The organism is Gilliamella sp. Gris3-2 (assembly GCF_001690345.1).
GTDB lineage: Bacteria > Pseudomonadota > Gammaproteobacteria > Enterobacterales > Orbaceae > Gilliamella > Gilliamella bombi.
Genome location: NZ_LZHB01000083.1, coordinates 1 through 15,742 on the forward strand (window position 1 = coordinate 1; position 15,742 = coordinate 15,742).

The following is a 15,742-nucleotide window of genomic DNA, read 5'->3' on the forward strand; positions in this document are numbered from 1 at the left end:
TGAACGATTTAATCGTACCTATCGTACTGAAGTACTCGATTTATATCTTTTTAACAACTTAGCACAAGCAAGGAGAATAACCGAAGAATGGTTAACGATTTATAACACCGAAAGACCACATGAGGCATTAAATAACATGACACCGATTGAGTATAAAACACTAAAACAAGCAGCATGATTTTCTACGTGAGTTGTGTACTAAGTTTGGGGTATTTACACTCGTCCATTAAAATTTGCATAATTTTTTGTAATACAGTCAATAAACCAATTCATTCCTATATTCCTTTTTTAAATTAATTACTGAAATAAATTATTTGGGACGGCTATTTTAATGAAAAAAAAACGAAAATAAAACTGATTTTTATCGTTAAATTTTTTTATTTTTATTTTTTATCAATATTTACATTGCCTATAAGGCTGTTGATTTCAGGTTTTCATAAAGTGATAACTATGTTAGAATTATCGCTCAGTGGTTATTTATACCAGCTAACAGATTATAGAAAATAACACTGAGGCCCTCCATGAAAATAGTTGAAGTAAAACACCCTCTTGTACGTCATAAAATTGGATTAATGCGTGAACACGATATTAGCACCAAAGACTTTCGTGATCTTGCCAGTGAAGTTGGCAGTTTATTAACTTATGAAGCAACGGCTGATCTACCTACTGAAACAGTAACAATAGACGGTTGGTGTGGACCTGTTCAAGTAGAACGTATTAAGGGTAAAAAAATTACGGTTGTACCTATTTTGCGTGCCGGCTTAGGTATGATGGATGGTGTGCTTGAGCATGTGCCAAGTGCCCGTATTAGCGTTGTCGGGTTTTACCGTAACGAAGAAACGTTAGAACCTGTTCCTTATTTTCAAAAACTAACCTCGGATATTGAAGAGCGAATGGCTTTAGTTGTTGATCCAATGTTAGCAACAGGTGGGTCAATGGTGGCGACAATCGATTTACTTAAAAAAGCAGGTTGTAAAAATATTAAAGTATTAGTTTTAGTTGCTGCACCAGAAGGTATTAAAGTGCTTGAACAAGCTCACCCTGATGTTGAACTTTATACGGCATCGATTGATGAGAGGTTGAACGAAAAAGGCTACATATTACCTGGACTGGGTGATGCTGGAGACAAAATCTTCGGCACAAAATAAAATCTCAAAATTTAGACCGGTTAATCCGGTTTTTTTATACCTGTTAATCAGGCAAGTTATACAATAAACTTCGTTAAGTAAGAGAGGCGAGATGTGAGCAATATCACAACAGATAAAACAAAAAATATAACATCACAGCATAAGCATTCATGGCAAGATATTTTTACCGGCGCACAGATGTTATTTGTCGCCTTTGGGGCTTTGGTATTAGTTCCCCTTTTAACAAAATTAAACCCAAATGTAGCTCTTTTTACTGCTGGTGTTGGTACGTTGTTATTTCAACTGACAACTAAAGGTAAAGTTCCTGTATTTTTAGCGTCATCATTTGCTTTTATTGCCCCTATTTCATTTGGTGTTGCTCAATGGGGCATTCCTGCCACTTTAGGCGGTTTAGTGGCTGCGGGTTTTGTTTTTATATTTTTTGCTTTTTTAGTAAAAATCAATGGTAGCCATGTTATTGACCGTATATTACCACCAGTTGTAACTGGACCAATTATTATGGTTATTGGTTTATCATTGGCACCTGTTACTATAGGTATGGCAATGGGTAAAGATAGTGGACTGCAAGCCGAAAATTATCAATTGATTATTATTTCAATGGCATCATTATTAACAACTTTAGTGGTTGCTATTTGGGCAAAAGGTTTTTTAAAATTATTACCTATTATTTCAGGTATTGTAGTTGGTTATACGCTCTCTTGCATGTTTGGTATTGTCAATTTCCTGCCTATTATTGACGCACCATGGTTTAAAGTTCCCGATTTCACTTTTCCTGAATTTCACTGGCAAGCCATTTTGTATATGATCCCAATTGTCATTGCGCCAACCATTGAACATGTTGGTGATATTATGGCGATTGGTTCGGTAACAGGTAAAGACTATACACGCGATCCCGGTTTACAGCGTACATTACTTGGTGATGGGCTAGCAACTTCGATGGCAGGATTTTTTGGTGGACCACCGTGTATTACTTATGCAGAAGTGATTGGTGCAGTAACGCTAACTCGCAATTTCAAAACTCGAGTAATGACATGGGCAGCTTTTTGGGCAATTTTAATGTCTTTTATCGGAAAAATTGGTGCATTTTTAAGTTCAATTCCAACTGTAGTAATGGGGGGGATTATGGTGTTACTGTTTGGTTCTATTGCATCAGTGGGCATTAATATCTTAGTGAAACATAAAGTCGATCTATCTGTACCGCGTAATATGTGTATTGTTTCATTAGTTTTAGTTTTTGGTATTGGAGGGATGATCTTTGATTTTGGCTCTTATACACTGCAAGGTATTAGTTTGTGCGGTATTTTAGCTATTGTGTTAAATCTTATCTTGCCACATCAAGTCAAATCAACTAATAGCCACTAAATTAACTGCTATATCGTTGGTTATTTTTATAGCCAACGATATTTATAATATAACTATATTAATCTATCACTCTTTTTAGCCTTTCTATTTTTTTGGTGGTAAACCTATTTTTGCATTTTTAATCAATACGGTGGTTATCACACTTCACAGTTAGCTCAAAATCCATGTATAGAATTATGCAGTATTTATATTCAATGGATTTTTTGTTTTTATATGCTTATCGCTGTTTTTTGTCAAAAAGTTTCAGGTAGGCATGTGTTTGAGTATAAAAACACACTTATCCAAAAATAAGTGTGTTTTTAATGATAAACCGTTTTATTTGATTGGACGCATGGTTGGGAATAAAATTACATCACGAATCGTGTGGCTGTTGGTAAATAGCATCACGGTACGGTCAATACCAATCCCAAGTCCTGCTGTAGGCGGTAAACCGTGCTCCAGCGCTGTAATATAATCTTCATCATAAAACATCGCTTCATCATCACCCGCATCTTTTTGTGATACTTGATCAGCAAAGCGTTGAGCTTGATCTTCAGCATCATTAAGCTCTGAGAATCCATTACCAATTTCACGACCACCAATAAAAAATTCAAATCGATCAGTCACAAATGGGTTTTCATCGTTACGGCGAGCAAGCGGTGATACTTCTGCTGGGTATTCGGTAATAAAAGTTGGTTGAATTAAGTTCGATTCAGCCACTTCTTCAAAAATTTCAGTCACAACACGACCAAGTCCCCAACCTTTTTCAATTTTAATGCCAATTGACTGTGCAATAGCACAAGCTTTATCAAAATCATCTAAGTCTGCATTATTGGTTTCAGGGCGGTAATGGCAAATGGCTTCACGCATGGTCATTTTGATAAATGGTTTACCAAAATCAAACGTATGTTCACCATATTGCACAACAGCATCACCTGTTACCGCAATAGCTAAACGACGGAATAATGTTTCTGTTAATACGATCAGATCTTTGTAATCAGCATAAGCCATGTACATTTCCATCATGGTAAATTCTGGATTATGTCTTGGTGATACGCCTTCATTTCGGAAGTTGCGATTAATTTCAAATACCCGCTCAAAGCCACCTACAACTAATCGTTTTAGATAAAGTTCTGGCGCAATACGCATATACATATCTAAATCAAGCGCATTGTGATGCGTAATAAATGGTTTAGCTGATGCACCACCCGGAATTACCTGCATCATTGGCGTTTCGACTTCCATAAAGTGGTTTTCAATCATAAAGTTGCGGATTTCACTGACAACTTTGGAACGCGCTTTAAAAGTCTCTCTTGATTCTTGATTTGTGATAAGATCCAAGTAACGTTGACGGTAACGCATTTCTTGATCGGCAAGTCCATGAAACTTATCAGGTAATGGGCGAAGAGCTTTAGTTAATAAACGAATTTCTTCACAGTGGATAGAAAGCTCACCAGTTTTAGTCTTAAATAGGTAACCTTTAGCGCCGACAATATCTCCCAAATCCCATTTTTTAAATTGCTCGTTATAAAAACCTTCAGGGAGATCATCACGAGTAACATAAAGTTGGATTTGTCCAGCAACATCTTGTAGAGAAACAAACGAGGCTTTACCCATTATACGACGCATCATCATACGGCCAGCCACAGTTACAATAATTTTCTTTTCAATCAGTTCTTCGTTAGTTTTATCGCCATATTGTTTATGGAGATCACTAGAAATCGCATCACGGCGAAAATCATTAGGGAAAGCAATACCTTGTTCGCGAAGATGAGCGAGCTTTTCGCGACGTACTTTTAGTTCATTATTTAACTCTTCAATTTGGTTTTGTTGATCTTGCTGCTCTGTTGACATAGTTTTACCTTTTATTTATAACCAAGCGGTTTATAAACCTGCTTTTAAGCTTTCTTCAATAAATTGATCTAAATCGCCATCTAATACGGCCTGTGTATTACGAGTTTCAACGCCAGTACGCAAATCCTTGATACGCGAATCATCAAGTACGTAAGAGCGAATTTGGCTTCCCCAACCAATGTCAGATTTAGTCTCTTCCATTTGTTGTTTTTCAGCATTCTTTTTTTGCATCTCAAGCTCATACAGTTTTGCTTTTAACTGTTTCATTGCTTGATCTTTATTGCTGTGTTGTGAACGGTTATTTTGACATTGAGTAACAATACCCGTAGGAATATGAGTGATTCGTACAGCAGACTCAGTTTTATTTACATGTTGACCACCAGCGCCTGACGAACGGTATACATCAATACGGAGATCGGCAGGGTTAATGTCGATATCAATATCATCATCAATTTCAGGATAAACAAATACAGAAGCAAACGAGGTATGGCGTCGATTGCCTGAGTCAAATGGACTTTTACGAACTAGGCGGTGTACTCCAGTTTCTGTGCGTAACCAACCGTAAGCATAATCACCCGATACTTTAATCGTTGCCGATTTGATACCAGCAACATCACCATCCGATACTTCCATCACTTCAGTTGCAAAACCTTTTGATTCAGCCCAGCGTAAATACATCCTAAGTAACATTTCTGCCCAATCTTGTGCTTCAGTTCCCCCTGAGCCTGATTGGATATCTAAATAACAATCTGCACTATCATATTTACCAGAAAACATTCGTCGGAATTCAAGTCCAGCCAGTTTTTTCTCTAACTGTTCAAGTTCAAAATTAGCTTCATCGAAAGTATCTTGATCTTCAGCTTCAATAGCAAGTTCAAGCAAGCCTTCAACATCGTCAAGACCTTGAGTTAATGAATGAATAGTATTGATTATTTCATCAAGTGCAACGCGTTCTTTACCTAACGCTTGTGCTTTTTCTGGATCGGCCCATACTTCGGATTGCTCTAGCTCGGCATTGACTTCTTCGAGCCGTTCTTTTTTTAGATCATAGTCAAAGATACCCCCGAATCACGGCTGTGCGTTCGGTAAGTTCTGCTATCTTTGATTTAACTGGATTAATTTCAAACATGATTTAAATGGAGTTGCTCTGTTTTATGATTTATTAAACAAGCGTTCATTGTAGCGGATTTGGGCATAATTTAGCAATTGCCAATTACTATTTTTGACTTTGACTCAGTGCTCGAAAAGAAAAGATGGCGCACTAGGCGCCATTTTTTAAGGTGAAAAGAATATGAGTACAATCAAGTTATTTTTTTGCTTCAGCGTATAGCTCAGCAACTTTATCCCAGTTAACTACATTCCAAAATGCACCAATGTAATCAACACGGCGATTTTGATATTTCAAATAATAAGCATGTTCCCAAACATCTAGTGTTAAAATCGGCGTACCAGAAACACCAGCAAATTTTTCGCCCATTATCGGTGAATCTTGATTGGCTGTAGAAACAACTTCAAGTTTACCATTTTGTAATACTAACCAAGCCCAACCTGAACCAAATCGAGTTGCTGCCGCTGCTGCAAATTTTTCTTTAAATGCATCAACTGAACCAAAATCTTTTTCGATGGCCACTTTTAGGTCGCCTTTTAGTTCAGTACCAACTTTTAATAGTTCCCAGAAAAGAGTGTGATTAACATGACCACCTACGTTATTTTTAATACCCGTAATTTTGTCAGCAGGTACTTTATCTAAATTTTTTAACAAAGTGCTAGGGCAAAGTTCTTTTAATTCAGCTGGCAAAGTTTCAAGAATGGCATTTGCATTGTTCACATAGGTTTGATGATGTTTATCGTGATGCAGATGCATAGTTTCAGAATCAATATAAGGTTCTAATGCATCATAAGCATAAGGTAATGGAGGTAAAGTATAAGCCATGAAATTTGCTCCTTTCATATATTAGGTATTATTAACTACTTTATTTCATGAGTATACGGGCTATTAGTATAGCTCTCAAACTATCACTTAGATAGTTAGTGACTATCTGTTATCAGAATGACTATTGCTTTTTCAATTCGTCTTCATTATTTGCTATAAATGGGGTATACATCATAATTGCGTGGTTTTCGCTGATGAGCTTTTCTTCAACATGGTTATCAATTAAATGTGTTTTACGTTGCCATATTTTATTATGTCTGGTATAACCTCCCCACCATTGTTGTTCAATACGATGATCGGTTTCTAGGATTTCATAATGATTACTTAAGGGGGTATCAGCAAGTAATTCGCCATGTAAATATTGATCATCAAGCCAAAGATTAAGCCGGTAAGTGCTATTGGTTTTATTGATTAACTGTAAATCTACATAGTTATAAGATAAGGTGGCGCCACAAGCAAAAGGAATCGTTCGATTAATATCGGGAAAAACATCAAAACTATGACGCCAACGTTCTATGATTGTAAGATCGGAGTGTAATACAATCCAATAAATCAAATTACCTAATTGGCATAATCCTCCACCAATATCTTTGCCTATCTGTCCATTATGTAATGATAGTCCTTCTAAAAATCCCCGTTTTTTGGATGGGCGTCCTACTTTTTGCCAGATCGAAAAACGTTGATTAGGCTTAATGATTGAACCATTAAGTTTTTCAATTGCTAATCTAAGATTAGTGATTTTGTTATATTGTAAATACATATCAACATCTTTTAGTTGTCTTAATAAAACAGACTGATGTTTTTTGTGTGAATAACAACATGTATTATTATTTATGTCGACAGTGCAATATGCGTTACGATGTCGCCACCAATCAAATTTTCGTTTTAAGATAAAATATTCTTTGCCTAATTTTAGCCTTAATTTACTGCGTTTTATCGGTTTATCGATAATAATATCCTGCATATTTTCCATTCCCTTATCGACAAGATATAATCAGTTATTTTTCTAAAGGTGACAGATAGCGTTGGCTTAACTTGTCGAGAAAAGTGAAAAGTTTTTGATTCATTTCAGTGTAATCATGAGAGCGAAGCTTATCAGGTGTATCGACAAAGCGGTATTTTTCTGCTTGGCTAAGTTCCTTTTGTGAATGGGTAATTAATAATTCGACTACTTCAGGTGTTAACTCCATATGGCATTGGAAACCATAAACAAATTTACTGTATGCAATGATTTGACGAGGACACCCTTCACTATAAGCAATAATTTGAGCATCTTTGGTTAAACCTGGCATATCATTGTGCCAATGACCGACTTCTAATGTGCTACCAAAATCAGTAAATAAAGGATTTGTTTTACCGATTTGAGTTAATACAATAGGGAATTTGCCAATTTCTTTTTCTGGGCTATTGCTATAACTTGCCTCTAAAGCTTCACCGATTAATTGTGAACCAAGACATACACCAATGACTACTTTCTCTGCTTTTATTGCAGATAAAATAATGGCTTGTTCTGCTTTAGAATCAAAATGAGCGCATTCTTGTTTGGTAGTTGATGGTGACTGTGGACCGCCCATAACAATAAGAAAGTCGATATCATCAATGCTATTAGGAAGTGGTTCATTAAGGTAAACGCGAGAATAAGTTATAGTGTGATGATGCATCATAGCCCATTGCTCATAGGCACCAGGTGCTTCAAAAGCTTCATGAATAATAAAATGTATATGCATTAATAACTCCTTATTTTACCTTATAACACATTGGAAATGTTTACTAAAAATATGCGCATATTGCTATTAATAAAAACAAGATAATTCTGCATACTGCAGTGAATCCAAATTGATATTAAAAATTTTTTATATTCATAACATCTAGATTTTTATTGTAATTTAAAAAAATAGGATAATTTGTCATGTGAAAGTATTTATTTTTTTCGAGTATATAAATAATAAGCTTTATAAGAAATAAAATATGTCAAATAGCTATCAAAACGAAGTACCTCCTGCTCGTGTCAATATTCAATTAGATTTTCATACTGGTGGAGCACAAAAAAATTGATCTCCATTAAAAATTTTATCTATTGGCGATTATGGTCGAGGCAAAGATAAACTCCCACTTTCAGAAAAAGAAAGAAAAAGTATTAATCAATAAGAATAATTTTCATGCAGTATTAAAAGAGTTCAAACCTTCTGCCAAAATTAATGTACCGAATACTCTTGTTGATGATAGTAGCTATATTAGTATAGAACTCACTTTCAAATCAATGAATGATTTTAAATCTGAACAAGTTGCAAAAAACATCCCTCAACTTCGATCTTTACTTGCTATACGTAATTTATTAAGAGATTTGAACCCCAACTTACTAAACCACGCTACATCCCGTTACGGACTAGAGAAAATTGTTAAAATGGACGTGAATATCAAGGCACAAGTGAACACTTATTTGTTAAAACCATCGTATTAATCAAAAATTCACCAAACCAACCTGTTCATAAACGAATAGGGAAGCAAAAACAGTGATACGAACTTTAATGAAAATATTGCATAATCAGCAAATATTTAGCGATTCAAAAGATAGGAAACAAAAACGCTTTATTAATTTTTATAATACCGTTAAACCGCATAAAGCGATTTTAGGAAAAACGCCTTATAAGTTTTTTGAGAATTATTTTAATCATGAAGTGCAAACAACTCGTTGTTTTTATACAATTTATAATATGAATAAAAAATATTTGTTATTCGCTTTTTTTATACTCGACAATACCTTTAAAAATATGTTCATTGAATAAAAATAGTTCATTATTTATCAATTTTTTACACTGTTTTAATGATAAAGATATCTAGGTTTTTTATGGGTAAAGTATTAATAGTATTTGGAATTTTATCAAAAATTGTAGAAAAATAGAGTAATTTATTATATTATAAAGGTTATCTATTTATATTATTTAAGAAATTATTAATTTATTCGTGTTTCATAAGGAATCAAATATGTCAAATAGCTATCAAAACGAAGTACCTCCTGCTCGTGTTAATATTCAACTAGATCTTCATACTGGTGGGGCTCAAAAGAAAGTTGAGTTACCTTTAAAAATTTTATCTATTGGTGATTATGGTCGTGGTAAAGACAAACGTCCACTTTCAGAAAAAGAGAAAGTCTCCATTAATAAAAATAATTTTGATGCAGTATTAAAAGAATTTAGACCTTCTGCCAAAATTAATGTACCAAATACTCTTGCAGATGATGGTAGCGATATTAGTGTAGAACTTGCTTTTGAATCAATGAATGATTTTAAACCTGAACAAGTTGCAAGAAACATTCCTCAGCTTCGTTCTTTGCTTGCTATGCGTAATTTATTAAGAGATTTGAAATCTAACTTACTAGACAACGCTACATTTCGTTACGAACTAGAGAAAATTGTTAAAGATGAACAATTATCTGATGAGCTTCGTGCAGAATTAGAATCAATTGTATCTAAAAACACAAAATAAATGTTTTTAAATAAATTATCTAGTTACTTTCGAAATAAATTATATCGTTATTGATGAACAATAAGGAAAAAAGCAATGAACGAAAAAACAGAACAAAAAAGTGTTAACCAAACCGTTTTAGAAGATAATGGTAGTGTTTACCAATCTTTATTTAATAAAATAAATTTAAATCCAATCCAAAAAGCTGGTGAGATCGATAAATACGAAGATAATGATGTATTATTTGAGTCCTCACAAGATGAACGTGTCACGATGGCTGTTGATATTTTACTCAAATTGATTCAAGGCTCATCTCAAAAAGTTGAAAAACTAGACAAACATTTATTAGATTACCATATTAGCCAAATCGACCAAAAACTGAGCCGACAATTAGATGCAATTATGCATAACGAAACGTTCCAAGAAATTGAAGCGACATGGCGTGGTTTAAAATTTTTAGTGGATCGTACTGATTTCCGACGCAACGTAAAAATTGAATTATTAGATGCTTCAAAAGAAGATCTTCGCCAAGATTTTGAAGATGCCCCAGAAATCATACAAACAGGGTTTTATCGTCATACTTATATTCAAGAATATGATACACCAGGTGGAGAACCTATAGGTGTAACTATCTCGAATTATGAGTTTGATCGAGGTCCACAAGATATTGCTTTATTACGTAATATTTCAAAAGTTGCAGCTGCGGCACATATGCCATTTGTTGGTTCTGTCGGTCCAAAATTCTTTGGTAAAGAAACCATGGAAGAAGTTGCTGCAATTAAAGACATTGCAAATTATTTTGATCGAGCTGAATATACAAAATGGAACAGTTTCCGCGAAACGGATGATTCACGTTATGTTGGCTTAACATTACCAAGAGTATTAGCTCGTTTACCTTATGGTCCTGATACAGTACCTGTCCGTAGTTTTAACTATATTGAAGATGTTAAAGGCATTGAACATAGTCGTTATTTATGGGCTAACGCTTCGTATGCTTTTGCTGCTAACATGGTACAAAGTTTTATTCGTAATGGTTGGTGTGTGCAAATTCGAGGTCCACAAGCTGGAGGACTTGTCGAAGATTTACCTATCCATCTTTACGATTTAGGTACAGGAAACCAAGTTAAGATCCCAACTGAAGTTCTTATCCCAGAAACACGTGAATTTGAATTTGCTAATTTAGGTTTTATACCGCTCTCTTTCTATAAAAATAGAGATTATGCTTGTTTCTTCTCTGCAAATTCGGCACAAAAACCAGCGCTATATGATACAAAAGAAGCAACAGCAAATAGCCGTATTAATGCACGCTTACCATATATTTTCTTATTATCACGTATTGCTCATTATTTAAAAGTGATTCAGCGAGAAAATATTGGAACAACAAAAGATCGTCGAGTTCTTGAACTTGAGTTAAATAAATGGATTAGTAACCTTGTGACTGAAATGACCGATCCTAGTGACGAAGTTCAAGCATCTCATCCATTACGAGAAGCAAAAGTTATTGTTGAAGATATTGAGGATAACCCAGGATTCTTCCGTGTTAAAACATTTTTAATCCCACATTTCCAAGTTGAAGGAATGGATATTAATTTATCGATGGTATCACAAATGCCAAAAGCTAAAGCTTAATATCAAACAATCTGGGTGGTAGGATTCATGAAAATTTTTCGTCCTTTATGGAATGAAGGTGTCTTTTTGACACCTCAACAATTTCAGCAACAGGCGTTATGGCAACAGTTTTCCTCTCAAAAGTTAGCAGCTATGGCAGTAGCTAACCCATGGGGTATTGAAAAATTAGTCATAGATACGCAAGCACTGACAATCGATCGCTTGCAGGCAGAATCTATTAGTATTCGCTTTCGTGATGGAGTGCTGATTAATACTGATGCTGCTGATAAATTACCCGAAGCTAGAACACTAAATACGGATGTTCCACCTGAGCGTGAAGAAGTCATTGTATTTATTGGAATACCATTGCTACAAGCTAATGGGGGGAACTGTCTACAAGACAATCAACAACTTGAAAGACCACTTCGCTATCGACAAGAATGGGTAGAAGTGGTAGATCTATTTGGACAAAATGCTGAAACAATCGCTGTTGAGCGTTATGCGTTAACTTTTTTATTTGATTTTGAAGATCATAGTGATTATTTAACATGCCCAATTGCATGCCTTAAGCGTGATCTAAATGGTCGTTTTGTACTTGATTTTGAATATCTTCCTCCACTAATTAATTTATTCACTCAAAGTGGAACATTAATAAAAGAGTTAGAACTATTATGTATCCAAATACAGGCTAAACGTCAACGTTTAATGGGCATGAGACATGAACGTAACGAACAAATGGCTGAATTTGCAATAGCTGATGTATCCCTGTTTTGGCTTTTAAATGCACTAAACACATTTGAGCCTCAACTTAAATTTTTACGTGATAATCCAACTATTCACCCAGAAAACCTTTACCAAACATTAACGGCATTAACAGGTGCATTGTTAACGTTTTCATTAGCAAATGATGTTGATAAAATTCCAGCTTATCAACACACCAACCTTAATGAAGTTTTCCCACCATTATTTGGATTAGTGCGTAATTTATTAGAAGAAAGCTTACCATCTCGAGTGATTAAAATTGATTTGGTCCATAATAAAGATACATTATGGACAGGTCGCTTAAACGATTCTCGTCTTGTTGAAGATGCTGATTTTTATCTCTCTGTACGTTCAAGTCTGCCTGGACATCAATTACAGTCTCAGTTTCCAATATTATGTAAAGCTGGTGCACCAGATGATGTAAGGCAAATTATACATTCAGCATTATCGGGTATACCAATAAAAGCGCTTAGCCATGTTCCGGCGGCAATACCTATGCGTTTAGAAAATCAATATTTTGCACTAGATCTATCGCATATTGCAGCAAAAAATATGTTGCAAACTCGCTGTTGTGAGTTTTATGTGCCAAGAGCAATGCCAGATATTTCACTAGAACTTTTCGCAGTTTTGCGATCATAGGGTCAAGATTATGAGTATAGAACCACAAACAATAGTCATTGATGAATTATTACGAGATTCAATATTAGTTGTTGTCCAATTAAAAGCGAAAGCGGATATTCCATCAGGACATAAATTATATGAACTTTGTAAACAGCAAGTGACGACCGTTCGTGAGACGTTATATAAGGCACAATATAGTCAAGATGTGATTGATGATATAAGTTATGCCCTATGTGCATTATTAGATGAAACAGTATTACTTCGCCATCGTGATAAACCCGAAAAACAAGATTATGATGAGTGGTTAGGCGCACCATTACAAGTCATCTTTTTTAATACACATAATGCTGGTTATGATTTATTTGAAAAAATTCGCGGACGCTTAAAAGCAGATAAAAAAGATCCATTAGTATTAAGTTGCTTTGACAGAGTGCTTGGGCTTGGCTTTCAAGGGTGCTATCTAGATAAACCTCAAATGGAAAGGGAACACTTGGTTTTAGCCCTGCGTGAAGCTGTACGAGAGTACGAGCCAGAACAAGCTCATCCTATTATTGAACAAACCAAAACTTATCGTTATTTAGGACGCAAAACGATGCTGTTATCTTGTACTGCGTTATCCGTTTTGTTGGTTATTGTTCTTTACTTTTTATTAGATTATCGACTTGATACGTTGATTAAAAAAATTGTAGGTTAAAGGGGAATTTATGAGCGATTACCCTAAACGAATTCAAATCATTTATGCTGCTATATTAAGCTTATTGTTACTATTTGTATTTTTACCAATAACAGTCGGTTGGAAAATTATTGGTACGATTTTAGTTTTAGTTATTGCAGGTGGTTTGCTATGGCGAATGCAACGCTATCGGCGGATGCTTGCTTTATCAACAACAAATATTGACTTTTTAACCCAAAAGCTTGATTTATTACCAGCAAGGCAACGTTATCGATTACCTATCTTATTGGTAACTGGTAGTGCAGCAAAAGACTTTTTTCCAGAAGATCTATCCATAGCAGAATCGAATATTGTTGTTTCATCCGAAGCGGTATGGATTTATGTTGAAGAATATTCTCATTTACCTATCGTTTATGATTCATTAATTTCAAAATGGCCAGATATGATAGGGCGAGTAGGCATATTTCTTGCTTTAACGCCTGAACTTGAGGATAAACAAGGGTTATTCATTGCTAAACTACAGGCATTTCGTCAATCATGGGCAGATACATGTCGCATTGCAAAATATCAACTGCCTGTTTACTTATCGACACATATTGGTCTAAATAATTTAATTTATGATGAACAAAATCCATTACCTGTTTATTGGTTTCAATTAGTCGATCACAAATTATTTCTGCTTGATCGTTATTTATCGCCTCTAAACAATTGGGTTAATGATATTAAAACGCCTTCAAGCGAACGAGAAAGACGATTACGATTAAGACCATTGCTAAACGAAACACAATCTTGGATTGAACAAATCGTATTATCAACATTAATTGATCCAAAACAGCCTATAGCAAAATGTAAGCCAACGGGGATAGCGATTTATCCTATAAATCAATCTATTGTAAATAACAATATTATGCAAAAACAATGGGAAAGCATCACGACTTTACCACTGCCAAATAACCATAAAATTGAAGATAATGTAAGTCCGCCCGATTCCTTAATTAAATTTATGCCAATAGCTTACCCATTTTCGCCTATTGCCACGATGGTCTGTGGATTAATTACAATCACGTCCATATTTATTATGGGATGCTTAGGCGCATCTTTTTGGAACAATATTAAACTTTCAGATCAAATACAAAATGATATTCGACATTACCATTTAATTTCGATGGACAGTTATGAAGAAAAGCGACAAGCACTTGAGTTACTTAAAGACGATAGAGCAATGTTAAATCAATATTTAGCTCAAGGGGAACCTGTTCGTTTAGGTATGGGACTTTATCATGGACAACAATTACTTGAGCCTTTAAATGTCTCTATGAGTGATTATGTTGCTAAACCACCAGAGCCAGAAAAAATTATTATTAAAGAAGAAAAAGTTATCATGAAAGAAGTACCATCCGTGATTCGCCTAGATAGTTTAGCATTATTTGAAAGTGGCCAATCAAGCTTAAAATCAGATTCAACCAAAATATTAGTCAATGCATTAGTTGAAATGAAAAAACAAATAAATGCTAACCAGGGAACAGGGTGGCTTATTTTAGTTGCAGGGCATACTGACTCCACTGGTGATGAAAATAAAAATATTCAATTATCACTTGAGCGTGCAACAGCAGTACGAAACTGGATTATAAAAGCTAGTGATATCCCTGAAACCTGTTTTGCAATACAAGGGTATGGAGCAAAAAAACCGCTAGTTAGTAACGACACACTGGAAGGTCGAGCACAAAACCGGCGAGTAGAAATTAGCTTAGTTCCTCAAATGTCAAATTGTATTTTGGCAAATGAAAACTAAGAGTGTTTAATAATAATCAAAAAAGGAGTAAAAACAATGGCAGTTCCAGCGTATATGTTTTTAAAAGACGATGGTGGTGCAGAAATTAAAGGTTCTGTAACTGTAGTAGGACGTGAAGGTAGTGTTGAAGTGGTTGAATTTGATCACAAAGTCTACATTCCAACCGATGGTAATACAGGTAAATTAACCGGAACTCGCGTTCATAAAGCACTTGAATTTGTTAAAGAAGTTGATGCTTCATCACCTTATCTTTACAAAGCTGTAACTACAGGCCAAAACTTAAAGTCTGTTGAAATCAAATGGTACAAAATTAATGATGCAGGTCAGGAAATTGAATATTTCAATACATTAATGGATAACGTAAAAATTGTTTCTATTAAACCTGAAATGCACAACATTAAAGATCCAACAAAAGAACAATACAATCACTTAGAGCGTATCGAACTACGTTACGAAAAAATCACTTGGACTTATAAAGATGGCAACATCATTCACTCAGATAGCTGGGTTGAAAGTAGAGCCTAATGTGGTTTTTGTTGATTCTG

Annotated in this window: 14 protein-coding genes and 1 pseudogene; 10 read left to right on the forward strand and 5 right to left on the reverse strand. The window is 34.9% G+C overall.

Annotated elements, in window-relative coordinates; genetic code table 11:
- From A9G32_RS12080 to A9G32_RS12090, 3 genes are all read left to right on the forward strand, one after another.
- Positions 1–178, forward strand: a 178-nt coding sequence (locus A9G32_RS12080) for an integrase core domain-containing protein (protein WP_141672912.1), incomplete at its 5' end; no start/stop codon positions are given.
- Between the two features lie 343 nt (positions 179–521).
- Positions 522–1,148, forward strand: a complete 627-nt coding sequence (upp, locus tag A9G32_RS12085; RefSeq protein ID WP_034910795.1) for a uracil phosphoribosyltransferase — start codon at positions 522–524, stop codon at positions 1,146–1,148.
- A 93-nt stretch (positions 1,149–1,241) separates the two neighbouring features.
- Positions 1,242–2,510, forward strand: a complete 1,269-nt coding sequence (locus tag A9G32_RS12090) for a uracil-xanthine permease family protein (protein WP_218055909.1) — start codon at positions 1,242–1,244, stop codon at positions 2,508–2,510.
- Between the two features lie 315 nt (positions 2,511–2,825).
- Here the strand turns inward: A9G32_RS12090 and lysS are convergent, their stop codons facing one another.
- The 5 genes from lysS to A9G32_RS12115 form a co-directional block, all read right to left on the reverse strand.
- Entirely contained in the window at positions 2,826–4,343 is a 1,518-nt protein-coding gene (gene lysS / locus A9G32_RS12095; RefSeq protein WP_065561673.1) for a lysine--tRNA ligase, read from the reverse strand.
- A gap of 30 nt (positions 4,344–4,373) precedes the next feature.
- Positions 4,374–5,472, reverse strand: a protein-coding gene (prfB, locus tag A9G32_RS12100; protein ID WP_141672913.1) for a peptide chain release factor 2 whose coding sequence is annotated in 2 segments (ribosomal slippage) — positions 4,374–5,396 and positions 5,398–5,472 — 1,098 coding nt in all. Because the reading frame shifts where the segments join, the coding sequence is not laid out codon by codon here.
- A 177-nt stretch (positions 5,473–5,649) separates the two neighbouring features.
- Positions 5,650–6,276, reverse strand: coding sequence for a Fe-Mn family superoxide dismutase (locus A9G32_RS12105; RefSeq protein ID WP_065590685.1), 627 nt, complete (start codon positions 6,274–6,276; stop codon positions 5,650–5,652).
- A gap of 121 nt (positions 6,277–6,397) precedes the next feature.
- The gene (locus A9G32_RS12110; RefSeq protein WP_218055910.1) at positions 6,398–7,249 is read right to left on the reverse strand and encodes a VanW family protein; all 852 of its coding nucleotides are present in this window, start codon (positions 7,247–7,249) and stop codon (positions 6,398–6,400) included.
- Positions 7,250–7,274: 25 nt separating this feature from the next.
- Complete coding sequence (locus A9G32_RS12115) at positions 7,275–8,003, reverse strand: type 1 glutamine amidotransferase (RefSeq protein ID WP_065590683.1); 729 nt, start codon at positions 8,001–8,003, stop codon at positions 7,275–7,277.
- A gap of 241 nt (positions 8,004–8,244) precedes the next feature.
- Between A9G32_RS12115 and tssB (A9G32_RS12120) the strand changes: the two are divergent.
- From tssB (A9G32_RS12120) to A9G32_RS12155, 7 genes and pseudogenes are all read left to right on the forward strand, one after another.
- Positions 8,245–8,737 (forward strand): annotated as a pseudogene (tssB, locus tag A9G32_RS12120) (type VI secretion system contractile sheath small subunit).
- Between the two features lie 524 nt (positions 8,738–9,261).
- Positions 9,262–9,762, forward strand: a complete 501-nt coding sequence (gene tssB / locus A9G32_RS12130) for a type VI secretion system contractile sheath small subunit (protein ID WP_065590681.1) — start codon at positions 9,262–9,264, stop codon at positions 9,760–9,762.
- Positions 9,763–9,837: 75 nt separating this feature from the next.
- The gene (gene tssC, locus A9G32_RS12135) at positions 9,838–11,370 is read left to right on the forward strand and encodes a type VI secretion system contractile sheath large subunit (protein WP_065590680.1); all 1,533 of its coding nucleotides are present in this window, start codon (positions 9,838–9,840) and stop codon (positions 11,368–11,370) included.
- 27 nt (positions 11,371–11,397) lie between these two features.
- Complete coding sequence (gene tssK / locus A9G32_RS12140) at positions 11,398–12,750, forward strand: type VI secretion system baseplate subunit TssK (protein ID WP_065590679.1); 1,353 nt, start codon at positions 11,398–11,400, stop codon at positions 12,748–12,750.
- A 10-nt stretch (positions 12,751–12,760) separates the two neighbouring features.
- The gene (tssL, locus tag A9G32_RS12145) at positions 12,761–13,426 is read left to right on the forward strand and encodes a type VI secretion system protein TssL, short form (RefSeq protein ID WP_065590678.1); all 666 of its coding nucleotides are present in this window, start codon (positions 12,761–12,763) and stop codon (positions 13,424–13,426) included.
- A 10-nt stretch (positions 13,427–13,436) separates the two neighbouring features.
- A complete protein-coding gene (locus A9G32_RS12150; protein WP_065590677.1) occupies positions 13,437–15,197 on the forward strand; it encodes an OmpA family protein in 1,761 nt (586 codons plus the stop codon).
- 36 nt (positions 15,198–15,233) lie between these two features.
- The gene (locus A9G32_RS12155) at positions 15,234–15,722 is read left to right on the forward strand and encodes an Hcp family type VI secretion system effector (RefSeq protein WP_065590676.1); all 489 of its coding nucleotides are present in this window, start codon (positions 15,234–15,236) and stop codon (positions 15,720–15,722) included.
- The last annotated feature ends 20 nt before the right edge of the window (positions 15,723–15,742 follow it).

Coding starts and splice junctions, on each gene's coding strand:
- upp (WP_034910795.1), top strand. CDS start 522: ATGAAAATAGTTGAAGTAAAACACCCTCTTGTACGTCATAAAATTGGA.
- lysS (WP_065561673.1), bottom strand. CDS start 4,343: ATGTCAACAGAGCAGCAAGATCAACAAAACCAAATTGAAGAGTTAAAT.
- A9G32_RS12105 (WP_065590685.1), bottom strand. CDS start 6,276: ATGGCTTATACTTTACCTCCATTACCTTATGCTTATGATGCATTAGAA.
- A9G32_RS12110 (WP_218055910.1), bottom strand. CDS start 7,249: ATGGAAAATATGCAGGATATTATTATCGATAAACCGATAAAACGCAGT.
- A9G32_RS12115 (WP_065590683.1), bottom strand. CDS start 8,003: ATGCATATACATTTTATTATTCATGAAGCTTTTGAAGCACCTGGTGCC.
- tssB (WP_065590681.1), top strand. CDS start 9,262: ATGTCAAATAGCTATCAAAACGAAGTACCTCCTGCTCGTGTTAATATT.
- tssC (WP_065590680.1), top strand. CDS start 9,838: ATGAACGAAAAAACAGAACAAAAAAGTGTTAACCAAACCGTTTTAGAA.
- tssK (WP_065590679.1), top strand. CDS start 11,398: ATGAAAATTTTTCGTCCTTTATGGAATGAAGGTGTCTTTTTGACACCT.
- tssL (WP_065590678.1), top strand. CDS start 12,761: ATGAGTATAGAACCACAAACAATAGTCATTGATGAATTATTACGAGAT.
- A9G32_RS12150 (WP_065590677.1), top strand. CDS start 13,437: ATGAGCGATTACCCTAAACGAATTCAAATCATTTATGCTGCTATATTA.
- A9G32_RS12155 (WP_065590676.1), top strand. CDS start 15,234: ATGGCAGTTCCAGCGTATATGTTTTTAAAAGACGATGGTGGTGCAGAA.